The sequence below is a fragment of the Kitasatospora sp. NPDC059722 genome, assembly GCF_042733235.1.
Classification (GTDB): domain Bacteria; phylum Actinomycetota; class Actinomycetes; order Streptomycetales; family Streptomycetaceae; genus Kitasatospora.
The window spans coordinates 22,569-35,344 of sequence record NZ_JBHWGD010000070.1; the positions used below are offsets into that span (position 1 = coordinate 22,569).

Sequence of the window (12,776 nt, forward strand, 5' to 3'; positions counted from 1 at the left end):
GTTCTGCGGCGGGGCCCGCCCGCTGGGCGGCCGCGCGGCCGGGCGCGCCCGCGGGGGACGTCTCCGTCTGCCCCGCCCCCCGGCCGGCCGCACGGCCGGTCCGCGCCCGTCCGGCCGGCCGGGGCGCCGAACCCACCACCGCACCCTGAGGAGCCCCACCATGTCGACCGCCGCCGCCGAGGCCGCACCCGGTTCCGGGGAGGAGGAGGCCGCACCCCGCCCCAGCCTGTGGCGCAACGCCGACTTCACCAAACTGTGGATCGGCCAGTCGGCCTCCCTGTTCGCCGCCCAGATCAGCGAGTTCGCGCTGCCGCTGACGGCCGTGCTCGCGCTGGCCGCGAGCTCCCAGCAGGTCGGCCTGCTGTCCACCACGGTCAGACTGCCCTACCTGCTGGTCTCGCTGTTCGCCGGCGTGCTGGTCGACCGGGTCCGCCGGCGCAACCTGATGGCCGCCGCCGACCTGGGCCGGGCCCTGATCCTCGGCCTGGTCCCGGTGCTGTACGCGATGCACCGGCTCGGCATCGGCTGGCTGTACGTGCTCGGCTTCCTGGCCGGCTGCTGCACCGTCCTGTTCGACGTGGCCGCGCAGGCCTACCTGCCCCGGCTGGTCGACCGCGAGGACCTGGCGGCCGGCAACTCGGCGCTGGGCAGCAGCCAGTCGGCCGCGACCATCGGCGGCCCGGCGATCGGCGGCGTGCTGGTGCAGTGGCTGAGCGCACCGCTCGCGGTGGCCGCCGCGTCCGTCTCCTACCTGCTGTCGGTCCTGAACATCTGGCTGATCCGGCACCGGGAGCAGCCCGCCGAGCCGACCGGCGACGGCGGGGCCGCCGGCACCCTGCGCCAGGTGCGGGAGGGGCTGCGCCTGGTGTTCCGCAACGAGCCGCTGCGCACCATGACGCTGATGGCCTCCACCTTCAACCTGTCCTTCACCGCCTTCGAGGTGGTCTTCGTCCAGTACATGCCGCACACCCTGGGGCTGAGCGCGGGCGAGATCGGCCTCGTGATGGCGGCGCTCGGCCCCGGCTTCCTGGTGGGCGCGGTGTTCGCCGGCCGGCTGCCGAAGAAGCTCGGCTACGGCCGGACCATGCTGCTCACCGCGTGCGTGGCCAACCTCGTCATGCCGCTGATCGCCCTGGTGCGCGGCAGCGGACCGGTGGAGACCGGCGCGCTGATGGCCGTCAACTTCGTCTTCGCCTCGTTCGGCGTGGCCAACAACGTGACCATGGTGACGATCCGCCAGTCCATCACGCCGGACTCGCTGCAGGGCCGGGTGGCGGCCACCAACCGGTTCGTGGCCATGGGCATCGCCCCGGTGGGCGCGCTGGTCGGCGGCGGGCTCGGCTCGCTCCTCGGCCTGCGCACCACCGTCCTGATCACCACCCTCGGGTTCTGCCTGGCCCTGATCCCGCTCGGCACCTCCTCGCTGGTGCGGATCAAACACCGCCTGCCCGACCCGATCTCCGACGAACTCCGTTCCCACTGAGTTCCAACCGAAAGGCATTGCCGTGCAGGAGTACCAGCCGGTGCACACCGTCGTCGTCAACGACCAGGAGCAGTACTCGGTCTGGCCCGTCCTCGTCCCCGTCCCGGCGGGCTGGCGCGAGACCGGCTTCCGGGGCGACCGGGCCGCGTGCCTGGCGCACGTGGCCGAGGTGTGGACGGACCTCCGACCGCTCGCCGTCCGCTAGCCGTTCGCACAACCCCGAGGAAGCCCCATGGACTTCAGTCTCTTCTACTTCGCCGACGGCTCGGACGACCCGGCCCGCGGGAGGTACCGCCTCCTGCTGGACGGGGCCCGGTTCGCCGACACCCACGGCTTCGCGGCCGTGTGGACGCCGGAGCGGCACTTCCACCCGTTCGGCGCGCCCTACCCGAACCCCTCGGTGACCGGCGCCGCCGTCGCCGCGGTGACCGAGCGGATCGGCGTCCGGGCCGGCAGCGTCGTCGCCCCGCTGCACCACCCGCTGCGGATCGCCGAGGAATGGGCGGTGGTCGACAACCTGTCGAACGGCCGGGCCGGCATCTCCCTGGCCTCCGGCTGGAACGCGGTGGACTTCGCGCTGCGGCCCGAGGGCTACCCGGAGCGCAAGCAGGCCGTGCTGGACACCGTCGACGCCCTGCGGGCGCTGTGGCGCGGCGAGCCGCTGCCGGTGGTGGACGGCGCCGGGAACCCGGCCGAGGTGCGGGCCTTCCCGCGGCCGGTCCAGCCCGAACTGCCGGTCTGGGTCACCAGCGCCGGCGGGCCGCAGACCTTCGAGGCCGCCGGGCGGGCCGGTGCGGGCGTCCTGACCCACCTGCTGGGCCAGGACTTCGACCAGCTCGCCGAGAAGATCGCCGTCTATCGCAAGGCGCTGGCCGCCCGGCCCGGCCACGACGGCCGGCCCGGACACGTCGTGCTGATGCTGCACAGCTTCCTCGGCGAGGACCCGGAGCAGGTCCGCGAGACCGTCCGCGAGCCGTTCACGCAGTACCTGAAGAGCTCCTTCCGGCTGATCGCCCGCTCCGCGACCAGCCTGCTCCAGGGCTTCGACGTCGACAAGCTCCGCGAGTCGGACGTGGACTTCCTGGTCCGCCGCTCCTTCGACACCTACTACGACTCCAGCGGCCTGTTCGGCACGGTCGAGCAGGCGTCCGCGGTCGTGGAACGGGCCAGGGCCGCCGGCGTCGACGAACTGGCCTGCCTGATCGACTTCGGCATCCCGGACGAGACCGTCCTCGCGGGCCTGGAACACCTGGACCGGCTCCGGCAGCGGAGCGCCGGATGAACCGGACCACGCCGGACCCGGACGCGTTCCGCAGCGTGGCGGGCCGCTTCGCCACCGGCGTGACCGTGGTGGCCACCCGGTCGGCCGACGGGCCGTTCGGCATGACCGCGAACTCCTTCGCCACCGTCTCGCTCGACCCGCTGCTCGTCCTGGTCTGCGTCGGCCACAAGGCCCGGATCCGCGAACACCTGCTCGCCACCGGCGCCTTCGCGGTCACCGTGCTCGGCGCCGGGCAGCAGGCCACCGCGCGCCGCTTCGCCGACCCCCGGCGGCCGCTCGGCGCGGCCGCCTTCGCCGACGACGCCTGGGCGCCGGGGCCGGCCACCGGCAGCCCGGTGCTGCTCGACGGCGCCGGCTGGTTCGACTGCACGGTCCACGCCGTCCACCCGGCCGGCGACCACGCGATCGTCGTCGGCGCGGTCCAGGCGATCGGCCGCCCGCCCGCCGCGCAGCCGCTGGTGTTCTCCGGCGGCGCCTTCCACACCACCGCCCCCGCACTGGAGATACCCGCATGACCTCCGACGCCATCGCCCGCGACCCGGCCGCCTCCCGGGGCTCGGCCCCCGCCCAGCCCGGCGCCCGCCGCGGCGGCACCCTGCACATCCTGCGCGACGCCGCCTACGACCACCTGGACCCGCAGCGCAGCTACACCCTCCAGTCGATGGCCGTCGGACACCTGCTCTTCCGCACCCTGACCATGTTCCGCGAGGACGGCGCCGGCGGCCGGGTGCTGGTCGGCGACCTCGCCGAGACGCCCGGCCGCGACGTCGAGGGCGACGGCCGCACCTGGGAGTTCACCCTCAAACGGGGCGTCCGGTTCGAGGACGGCCGCGAGGTCACCGCCGCCGACGTCGCGTACGGGATCGCCCGCTCGTTCGCGCCGGAGGTCTCCGACGGCCCGACCTACCTGCGCACCTGGCTCGGCGAGAACGGCGACTACCCGGGCCCGTACGCGGCCGGCCCCGCCGACGTGCCCGGCCTGGAGACGCCGGACTCCCACACCCTCGTGTTCCGCTTCCGCGAGCCGCACCCCGACCTGCCGTTCGCCGCCTCCCAGGCGGTCACCGCGCCCGTCCCGCGCGACGCCGACACCGGCGCGGACTACGATCTCGCCCCGGTCGCCAGCGGCCCGTACCGGATCGCCGAACACGTCCCCGACAAGCGGATCACCCTGGAGCGCAACCCGCACTGGGACCCGGCCACCGATCCCGTCCGGCACGACCACCCCGACCGGATCGAGATCGAGCTCGGCGTCGGGAGCGGCGAGCAGAACCTGCGGGTCAGGGACGAACGGGGCCACGACGCCCGGGCGGTGGCCGAGAACAACGCCCCGCAGGCGGTCGGTGCGCAGCTGCTCGCCGACCCGTCCCTGGCCGGCCGGCTGCGCCGCGACCCGACCCCGCTGATCTGGTACCTGGTGATCAACACCGCCCGGGTCACCGACCCCGACGTGCGCCGGGCCGTCGCCCGCGCGGTGGACCGCGTCGGCGTCCGCGCCGTCATGGTGGGCGACACCCAGGGCGAACCGGTGCACACCATCCTGCCCGCCGCCACCATCGGCCACCGCGACTACCCCGACCCGAACCCCGGCGGCCCGAACGGCGACCCCGCGGCTGCCGCGGAGCTGCTCGCGGGCCGGACGCCCGAGCTGAGGCTGCTCAGCCGGGACGGCGACTACTTTCTGGCCGGCAGCCGCGCGCTCGCGGACAGCCTGGACCGGGCCGGGTTCCGCACCGAAGTGGTGGAGATCGACCGGCCCTCGCACAACGGCGCCCTGAAGACCCGCGGCAACCCGTACGACCTCTACATGATGTGCCTGGCCGCCGACTGGCCCGGAGCCTCCACCCTGCTCGGCGCCTTCGACGGGCGGACCATCGGCCCGAGCGGCAACGACAACACCAGCTACCTCGCCGATCCGGCGGTCGACGCCGAGATCGAGCGCATCGGCCGGCTGCCCGCCGAACCGGCCGCCGGCGAGTGGGCGGCCCTGGACGAGCTGCTCATGCGCGACCACGTGCCGGTCGTGCCGCTGTTCTCCTACGTGCACCTCGCGCTGCACGGCTCGCAGGTGGGCGGGGTGTTCACCTCCTCCTTCCTCGGCACCCCGGTCTACTACAACGCCTACGTCACCGACGCCGGTGTCCCGGACGCCGATGTCACGCATGCCGACGTCACCGCCCTGGAGGACTGACATGGCCGACCAGCCCACGCTCTACGAGCGGTTCACCGCGACCGCGCGGCGCCATCCCGAGCTCAGCGCGCTGGAGGTCGGCGACCGTCGGCTCGGCTACGCCGAACTCGCCGAGCAGGCCCGGCTGGCGGCCGTCCGGCTGGTGGCCGGGTGCGCCGGCCGTACGCCGCGCCGGGTCGGCGTGCTGGCCAACCGCAGCGTCGCCGCGTACGCCGGCTACCTGGCGGTCCACCGGCTCGGCGCCACCGCCGTCCCGCTCAACCCCGGCTTCTCCGCCGACCGGCTCGCCGCCGTCGCCGAACTGGCCCGGCTGGACGTCGTGCTGAGCGAGGCGCCGGCGCCGGGCCTGCCGGTGCCGGTGGTGCTCGCCGACGCGCCGGCGGACCCCGCGGACCAGGCGCCGGTGGGGGCGGCCGGGCCGGACGACATCGCCTACATCCTGTTCACCTCCGGCTCGACCGGCACGCCCAAGGGGGTGCCGGTGCTGCAGCGCAACGTCTCGGCGCTGCTGGACCACGTCATCCCGCGGTACGAACTGGGCCCCGGCTGCCGGCTGTCGCAGACCTTCGACCTCACCTTCGACCCGTCGGTGTGGGACATGTTCTCGGCCTGGGGCTCCGGCGCGACCCTGGTCGTGCCGACCCGCAGCGAACTGGTGCGCCCCGCCCGCTTCATCGCCCGGCAGCGGATCACCCACTGGTTCTCGGTGCCGTCGATCATCAACTACGCGCACCGGCTGCGCGACCTGGCCCCGGACAGCATGCCCAGCCTGCGCTGGAGCGGATTCTGCGGCGAGCGGCTGACCGTGCAGCAGATCGACCTGTGGCGCCGGGCCGCGCCCGGCAGCCTGCTGGAGAACCTGTACGGTCCGACCGAGACCACCGTGATCTGCACCGAGTACCGGCTGCCCACCCGGCCCGAGGAGTGGCCGTCCCCGGCGAACGGCACCGTCCCCATCGGCGAGCCCTACCCCCACCTGGACTTCCTGGTCCTGGACGAGGACGGACTCCCGGCGCAGGAGGGCGAGTTGTGCATTCGCGGGTCGCAGCGATTTCCCGGCTACCTCCAGCCCTCCGACAACCCCGGGCGCTTCGTCTCCTTCGACGGGACCCGGGCGGTGATCCACCAGGAGGAGACGGTGGGCCCGGAGCTCTACTACCGGACCGGGGACCGGGTCGCGGTGAGCGGCCACGGCCTGGTCCACCTCGGCCGGCTGGACCAGCAGGTCAAGATCCGCGGCCACCGCATCGAACTCGGCGAGGTGGAGGCGGCCCTGCGCGCACTGCCGGGCGTCACCGACGCGGTGGTGCTGGCGCTGCCCGACGCCCACGACGAGCTGGGCCTGGAGGCCTGCTACACGGGCGGGGAGCAGGATCCGGTGGCGCTGCGCTCGCTGCTCGGCGACCTGCCCCCGTACATGGTGCCGCGCGGCTTCACCCACCTCGACGCGCTGCCGCTCAACCCCAATGGCAAGACCGACCGCCGCGCCCTGGCGGCCTCACTCACCGAAGGTGTCCGATGAGCATCGTCCTGGTCGGGGCCGCCCCGATCCTCGAAGGCTACCTGCGCGCGGCGGAGCGGCTCGGCCTGGAGATCGCCCTCGTGGAGACCGCCGCGCGGGCCGCCGAACTGCGCGAGCGGTACGACTGCATCACCGCCACCGCCGAGGTCGACCCGGCGGCGACCGGACGGGACGACGGCTGGATCCGGCCCACCGCCGAACTGGTCCGCCGGGTGCGTCCGGAGGGCGTGGTGGCCTCCTCCGAGGTGCACGTGCTGGCCGCGGCGATGGCCCAGGAACAGCACCGCCTGCCCGGTCCCGGCCTGGACGCGGCGGCCATCTCCCGGGACAAGAGCCAGCAGCGCTTCCGGTTCGCGGCCGCCGGTCTGGCCAACCCCGAGCACCTCAAGACCCCGCGGCTGTCGGCCGCCACCGAGTGGGCGGCCGGCCGTCTGCCGGTCGTGGTCAAGGCGCTCGACCGGGCGGGCAGCGAGGGCGTCGAGCGGGTCGCGACCCCGGCGGAGTGGGCCGACGCGGTGGCCCGGCGGGACACCGAGGGCGCCCTGCTGGTGGAGGACTACGTCGAGGGCCAGGAGTACAACTGGGAGGGGCTGGCGGTCGACGGCCGGGTCTGCTTCGGCAGCCTGACCCGCAAACTCACCACCAACGCACCGGACTTCGTCGAGCTCGCGCACTTCGCCGGGCACCAGCGGACCGACCCGGAGCTCGGCCGCGCCGCCGACGCGCTCGGCCAGGCGGTGGCGGACGCGATCCGGATGCGGACCGGGATCATGTTCGTCGAGTTCCGGACCAGGGGTACCGACCTGGTGATCATGGAGGTCGCGGTCCGGGCCCCCGGCGACCACTGCATGGAGGCGACGTCGATCGTGGCCGGCACCGACCTGTTCGCCGACGTGCTCACCCTCGCCCGGGGCGGCACGTTCCAGCCGCCCTCCGACGTCGCCACGCACCACGCGGGCAGCTGCTTCGTGACGGCCGACCGGACCGGCGTGCTGAAGTCGGCCGGCGAGCACGAGTGGCTGGCCTGGCCCGGCGTGGTGCGCGGCGGCGTCAACGCCGAACCGGGCGCGGTGGTGGGGCCGCCGCACTCCTCGCAGGAGCGGATCGGCTGGGCGATCCTGGACTGCGCCACGCCGGAGGACCTGGAGCGCACGGTCGACCGCTTCCTGGCGGTCCGCCCGACGCTGGCCTGATCGCAACGCTCGGGGCGCGGAGCGGAGGCTGTTTCCGCCGAGGGGCGGAGACAGCCTCCGGTCAGGGGTGCCGGTCAGGGGTGCCGGTCACGGGTGCCGGTCACGGGTGCTGGAAGGACACCTCCGGGTTCGCCGCCGACGGGCCGTCGAGCAGGGGCTCGTGGAGGCCCTTCAGGGTCTGGTCGAAGAAGGCGCCGACGTACTCCCGCGTCAGCTGCATCCCGCGCTCGGGTGAGGTGGTCGTGCCGGGAGGGAGCGGGAGGCCGGCCTCGGCGGCCAGGACCGGGACGTCCGTGAAGCTCGCGTGCGTGGTGCCGGCGACGGCCAGCCAGGGCTTGTAGCCGTCCCAGCCCGCCCAGGCCTGCCCCCACGACGGGTCGCCGCTGCCGGCGGAGTGGTCGCTCTGCTTGCCGAGCAGGAGGAACGCGCGTCCGTCGAGCTTGTCGGTCGGGACCGGCGGGAAGAAGGATCCGTCCATGTTCACCCCGGCGAGGATCCGCTCGTCCGCGGCCATCGCGTTCAGCGTCGACGCGCCGCCGATCGAGTGCCCGGCCATGCCGATGCGGTCGCGGTCGATCAGGTGCGCGAGGCGCCAGGCCGGGTGGTGCCCGGTGAGCCGGTCCAGGACGAACGACACGTCCTTCGCCCGGCTGTCGGGGAGCGAGTCGGGTGCCCCGCTGTCGCACAGCGCGCACCCCGGGGTGCTGCCGTCGGCGAGCGTCTCGCCGGAGTCCTCGTAGGTGTGGCCGACCAGGGCCACGACGTACCCGCGGCTCGCCAGGTCGGCCGCCAGGCCGGTCAGCGTGGCGCGGGGGTTCTCGAAGCCGGGGGAGAGCACCACCAGCGGGTGCTTCCCGCCCGCGGCCTTCGCGCCGGTGTACGCGTAGGTCTTGGTGTCGACGAGGTCCTGCGGCCGCAGACCGGTGCCCGGCGGCACCCGCGTCGCGAGGAAGTTCTGCGCCTCGCCGGGGGTCATGTACGGGGCGGCCTCCCCGGTGCCGGGCCGGGCCGGGTAGAACATCGACACCGTCAGCTGCCGCGGCCCGGCCGCGGGCACCCACGGATCGGTGCGGTCCGGGTCGGTCAGGTGCAGCACCTCCTCGCCGGCCGCGAACGGCCCGGTGGGGCGCGGGAGTTCGCCGTGGAAGGCGGCGCTCGCGGAGACGGGCGTGGAGGCGGGCGCGGAGGTGGCGACGGGCTGCGCGGGCGAGGCCATGGCGGCCCCGGCCAGCGGGAGCGGAAGAGCGAGGACGAGGGCGGTGACGGCGGCTGCGCGGCGGTATCGGTTCATGCCGTTGAGACTAGATTCGGGGCCTGGCCCCCCGAATCCGCCTGCCGATGCAAGTTCTGACGAGCCATCATCCATGCGAATCAGCGGTGTCATCCCTTTGGATGACGACCGGCCGTTTCCGTCAGGCGGCCGCCGCGGGCAGTTCCACCGTGATGTGCAGGCCGCCCCCGGGGCGCGGGGTGAGGGTGAGCGTTCCGTCGTGCGCGCGGGTGATGGAGTGGACGATCGCCAGGCCGAGGCCGACGCCCGCGTGGTCGGTGCGGATGCGGCCGGTGCCGCGCTGGAACGGCTCGGTGAGGGTCGCGACCAGGTGCGGGGAGAGCTGCTCGCCGGTGTTGTCGACGGTGAGCAGCACGACGCCCGGGCGGGTCCGAGTGTCGATGCGTACCGTTCCCCCCTCGGGCAGGTTGTGGACGATGGCGTTGTGCACGAGGTTCACGGTCAGCTGTAGCAGCAGTGCCGGCGATCCGGTCGTGGGGGCGACGGTGCCGGAGGTTTCCAGGGTGATGCCGTGCCGTTCGGCGAGCGGCAGGAGCGTCTCGGCCGCCTCCTCCGCCAGGAGGGACAGGTCGACGGGCTCCCGGGTGAAGGAGCGCTGGTCGGCCCGGCTGAGCAGGAGCAGCGCCTCGGTGAGCTCGATCGCCCGGGTGTTGACGGCGTGGAGGCGGTCGACGATCCCGGCGACGTCCGGGTCGGGGTCGGTGCGGGCGACGTCGAGGAGCGCCTTGGTGGTCGCCAGCGGGGTGCGCAGCTCGTGCGAGGCGTTGGCGGCGAACCTACGCTGTTCGTCGACGTGGGCTTCGAGCCGGGCCAGCATGGTGTCGAAGGCGTCGGCGAGTTCCCGGAACTCGTCCGCGCGGCCCGGCAGTCGGATCCGGTGCCGGAGGGATCCGGTCGCGGCCAGCCGGGTGGCCTCGGTGACGCGGTTCAGCGGGGCGAGCACCCGGCCGGCCAGGAGCCAGCCGCCGACCAGGCCGAACACCAGCAGGAACGCCAGTACGACGGCCGCCCTCGGGGCGAAGACGTGCAGGAGGTTCGACCGGACGGGGAACACCCCGTTGTTGGTCGGGGTGTCGGTGGAGCCGGGGATGAGGAACGCCCGGTCGGGGACGTACCGCAGCAGGAAGAGCCAGACCGCGGCGAGCAGCAGGACGGCGGCGACCATCAGGAACCCGGCGTAGCTGAGGGCCAGTTTCAGGCGGACGCTCGGTCCGGGGGCCCTAACCACGGTCGGCTCCAGTGCTTCCCGTGGCGTCGATGCGGTAGCCGACGCCCGGCACGGTGGCGATGATCCACGGCTCGCCGAGGCGCTTGCGCAGGGCGGAGACGGTGATGCGCACGGCGTTCGTGAACGGGTCGGTGTGCTCGTCCCAGGCCCGTTCCAGCAGTTCCTCGGCGCTGACCGCACCGCCCTGCGCGGCGACCAGGACTTCGAGCACGGCGAACTGCTTCCTGGTCAGCGCGACGAAGCGGCCGTCCCGGTAGACCTCGCGCCGGAACGGGTCCACCCGCAGGCCGGCGAGCTCCAGCACCGGGGGCCGGTTGTGGCCGCGTCTGCGGTCCAGGGCCCGGAGCCGGAGGGCGAGCTCCCGGAGTTCGAAGGGCTTGGTGAGGTAGTCGTCGGCGCCGAGTTCGAACCCGGAGGCCTTGTCGTCGAGCCGGTCGGCCGCGGTGAGCATCAGGATCGGCATGCCGCTGCCGGAGGCGACGATGCGCCTGGCGATCTCGTCACCGGACGGCCCGGGGACGTCGCGGTCGAGGACGGCGATGTCGTAGGCGTTGACGCCGAGCAGCTCCAGCGCGGTGTCGCCGTCACCCGCGATGTCGGCCGCGATCGCCTCCAGCCGCAGGCCGTCCCTGATGGCCTCGGCCAGGTAGAGCTCGTCCTCGACGATCAACACGCGCATCCCCCGATGCTACGAGCCCGCACATATCGTCCGCGTATCGGAAATCGCATACGCCCCGGCAACGCCGACGCCCGTTGACTGGCGGAATGAACCTCAAGCAGGACGTGACGACGACCGCCGGTGAGCGCACGCGAACGGAGGAGCCGACCGCACGGCGCACGCCGCTGCACCGGGCGCTCCGCGCCGCCTCCCGGCCGGAGCCGTGGAAGCGCGGCCCGGTCCTCACGGCGCTGGCGCTGCTGCTGGGCCTGGTCCTGCTGCTGCACGCGCAGATCCCGAACGGCGTCTGGCACCTCGGCAGCCTGGTGGAGAACCTCCTGCCGTGGTTCGGCCTGTTCGTCCCGCTGCTGCTGGTCGCGGCGCTGTGGCGCCGATCGGCCGCCGCCGTGGTGGCGCTGCTGCTGCCGGTCACGGCGTGGCTCACCCTCTTCGGCGGAGTGCTCGCCGACAAGTCCCGCCCGGGCGGCGACCTCACCGTGGCCGAGCAGAACGTGGACGCCGACAACCCCGACCCGGGCGGCACCGCACGTCGCCTGGCCGCCTCCGGCGCCGACCTGCTGGCCCTGGTGGAGCTGACCCCGCAGTCCACGGACGCGTACGAGAAGGGGCTCGCGGCGGCGTACCCGTACCACGTGGTCCGGGGCACCGTCGGCCTCTGGAGCAGGCTGCCGCTGGGCGACGCCCAGCCGATCGACGTCATGGACTACGGGCCGCTGGCGGACACCCGGCCGGTGGACGGCAAAGCGGCCGAGAACCGGGCGCTGCGCACCACGGTGGCCACGGACCGCGGGCCGCTGACCGTGTACGTGGCACACCTGGGGTCCGTCCGGGTCCTCCCCTCGTCGGGTTTCTGGACGGCCTCGCGCGACATCGGCGTGCAGGCGATCGGCCGGGCCGTCGCCGCCGACGCGAGCGAGCGGACGCTGCTGCTGGGGGACCTGAACGGCAGCCTGGACGACCGCGCGTTCGCCGGCCTCACCGCCCGGATGCGCTCGGCCCAGGAGACCGCCGGGGACGGCTTCGGTTTCAGCTACCCGGCCTCGTTCCCGGTGGTGCGGATCGACCAGATCCTGGTCCGCGGCGTGACGGCGACGAGCTCCCGGGTCCTGCCGGACACCGGCAGCGACCACCTGCCGGTCGCGGCGGGCATCAGGTGGTGAACGCCTGCCGGGCACCGCGGTCCGGCCGGCGGCATCCAGCGGCATTCGGCGGCATTCGGCGGCATCGAGCCCGGGCCCGCGGCCGTCCGTCCCGCAGCCGGTGATCACCAGCCTGCCGCGGGGCATGAGTTCGGCGGTGGGCACGGGCACCACCCGACCGCGTCCCGGCGGTACGTCACAAGCGGGTTCGGGTCCGTCAGCCGCCGACCCCGACGGCGTGCCGGAAGGTCTCCCGCGCGGCCACCATGTCGATCATCGCGCGGGCGACGTCCTCCCGGGCGACGCTGGTCGCGGCCGGGCCGGATTCGACGTCGCGCCGGGTGCGACCGCGCCCGGGGGCGTCGGTCAGCCGCGGCGGCCGGACGGACGTCCAGTCGAGGTCGGTGTCGCGCAGCAGGCGCTCCATCGTCTCCAGGTCGGTGTAGAGGTCGCGGAGCACCGCCCACAGCAGTGGCGTGAAGACCTTGGACGCGAGGAGGGGCTGGCCGGTGCCGCCGCGGTTGAGCGGGCCGGCACTCACCACGAGCAGGCGGCGGACCCCGGTGGCCGTCATGGCCGCGACCGCCGCGCGCGCGGACGTGGAGGCGGGCTTGAGTGGGTCGGTGCGGCCGGCCTGGCCGATGCCGGAGAGCACGGCGTCGGGGGGGGGGGGGGGGGGGCCCCGCCGCGCGCGGCCCCCCGGGGGGGGGGGGGGGGTCGAGCAAGAAAACACACAACACCACACACACAAACACAAAAAGACACGAG

General features: G+C 74.2%; 12 protein-coding genes. 8 read left to right on the plus strand and 4 right to left on the minus strand.

The genetic code is table 11. The features are described 5' to 3' along the window. Positions 1–160 precede the first annotated feature (160 nt). Genes ACFV4F_RS32635 through ACFV4F_RS32665 form a run of 7 tightly spaced genes read left to right on the plus strand, consistent with a single transcriptional unit; the run spans position 161 to position 7,671 of the window. On the plus strand, positions 161–1,483 hold the full coding sequence (locus ACFV4F_RS32635) for an MFS transporter (RefSeq protein WP_380441472.1): 1,323 nt from the start codon (positions 161–163) through the stop codon (positions 1,481–1,483). A 22-nt stretch (positions 1,484–1,505) separates the two neighbouring features. Continuing rightward, positions 1,506–1,688, plus strand: coding sequence for an MbtH family protein (locus ACFV4F_RS32640; RefSeq protein WP_380441470.1), 183 nt, complete (start codon positions 1,506–1,508; stop codon positions 1,686–1,688). A gap of 27 nt (positions 1,689–1,715) precedes the next feature. After that, positions 1,716–2,765, plus strand: coding sequence for an LLM class flavin-dependent oxidoreductase (locus ACFV4F_RS32645; protein ID WP_380507974.1), 1,050 nt, complete (start codon positions 1,716–1,718; stop codon positions 2,763–2,765). Then, positions 2,762–3,280 (plus strand): flavin reductase family protein, encoded by a 519-nt coding sequence (locus ACFV4F_RS32650; protein WP_380507977.1) that lies wholly within the window; start codon positions 2,762–2,764, stop codon positions 3,278–3,280. The genes ACFV4F_RS32645 and ACFV4F_RS32650 overlap by 4 nt, the downstream gene beginning before the upstream one ends. Beyond that, positions 3,277–4,956, plus strand: coding sequence for an ABC transporter substrate-binding protein (locus ACFV4F_RS32655; RefSeq protein ID WP_380507980.1), 1,680 nt, complete (start codon positions 3,277–3,279; stop codon positions 4,954–4,956). Before ACFV4F_RS32650 ends, ACFV4F_RS32655 begins: the two co-directional genes overlap by 4 nt. 1 nt (position 4,957) lies before the next feature. After that, entirely contained in the window at positions 4,958–6,478 is a 1,521-nt protein-coding gene (locus tag ACFV4F_RS32660) for an AMP-binding protein (protein ID WP_380507983.1), read from the plus strand. Beyond that, the gene (locus ACFV4F_RS32665) at positions 6,475–7,671 is read left to right on the plus strand and encodes an ATP-grasp domain-containing protein (RefSeq protein ID WP_380507986.1); all 1,197 of its coding nucleotides are present in this window, start codon (positions 6,475–6,477) and stop codon (positions 7,669–7,671) included. The genes ACFV4F_RS32660 and ACFV4F_RS32665 overlap by 4 nt, the downstream gene beginning before the upstream one ends. A 100-nt stretch (positions 7,672–7,771) precedes the next feature. On the opposite strand, the gene ACFV4F_RS32670 is transcribed toward ACFV4F_RS32665, so the two are convergent. From ACFV4F_RS32670 to ACFV4F_RS32680, 3 genes are all read right to left on the minus strand, one after another. Then, positions 7,772–8,962 (minus strand): alpha/beta hydrolase family protein, encoded by a 1,191-nt coding sequence (locus tag ACFV4F_RS32670; protein WP_380507988.1) that lies wholly within the window; start codon positions 8,960–8,962, stop codon positions 7,772–7,774. A gap of 121 nt (positions 8,963–9,083) precedes the next feature. After that, positions 9,084–10,190: a sensor histidine kinase gene (locus ACFV4F_RS32675; protein ID WP_380507991.1), complete on the minus strand. Its 1,107-nt coding sequence runs from the start codon at positions 10,188–10,190 to the stop codon at positions 9,084–9,086. After that, positions 10,183–10,869, minus strand: coding sequence for a response regulator transcription factor (locus ACFV4F_RS32680; RefSeq protein ID WP_380507994.1), 687 nt, complete (start codon positions 10,867–10,869; stop codon positions 10,183–10,185). The genes ACFV4F_RS32675 and ACFV4F_RS32680 overlap by 8 nt, the downstream gene beginning before the upstream one ends. A gap of 86 nt (positions 10,870–10,955) precedes the next feature. On the opposite strand from ACFV4F_RS32680, the gene ACFV4F_RS32685 reads away from it, so the two are divergent. Beyond that, positions 10,956–12,029, plus strand: a complete 1,074-nt coding sequence (locus ACFV4F_RS32685; protein WP_380507997.1) for an endonuclease/exonuclease/phosphatase family protein — start codon at positions 10,956–10,958, stop codon at positions 12,027–12,029. Positions 12,030–12,225: 196 nt separating this feature from the next. On the opposite strand, the gene ACFV4F_RS32690 is transcribed toward ACFV4F_RS32685, so the two are convergent. Next, the gene (locus ACFV4F_RS32690; RefSeq protein WP_380441450.1) at positions 12,226–12,663 is read right to left on the minus strand and encodes an NAD(P)-dependent oxidoreductase; all 438 of its coding nucleotides are present in this window, start codon (positions 12,661–12,663) and stop codon (positions 12,226–12,228) included. Positions 12,664–12,776 lie beyond the last annotated feature (113 nt).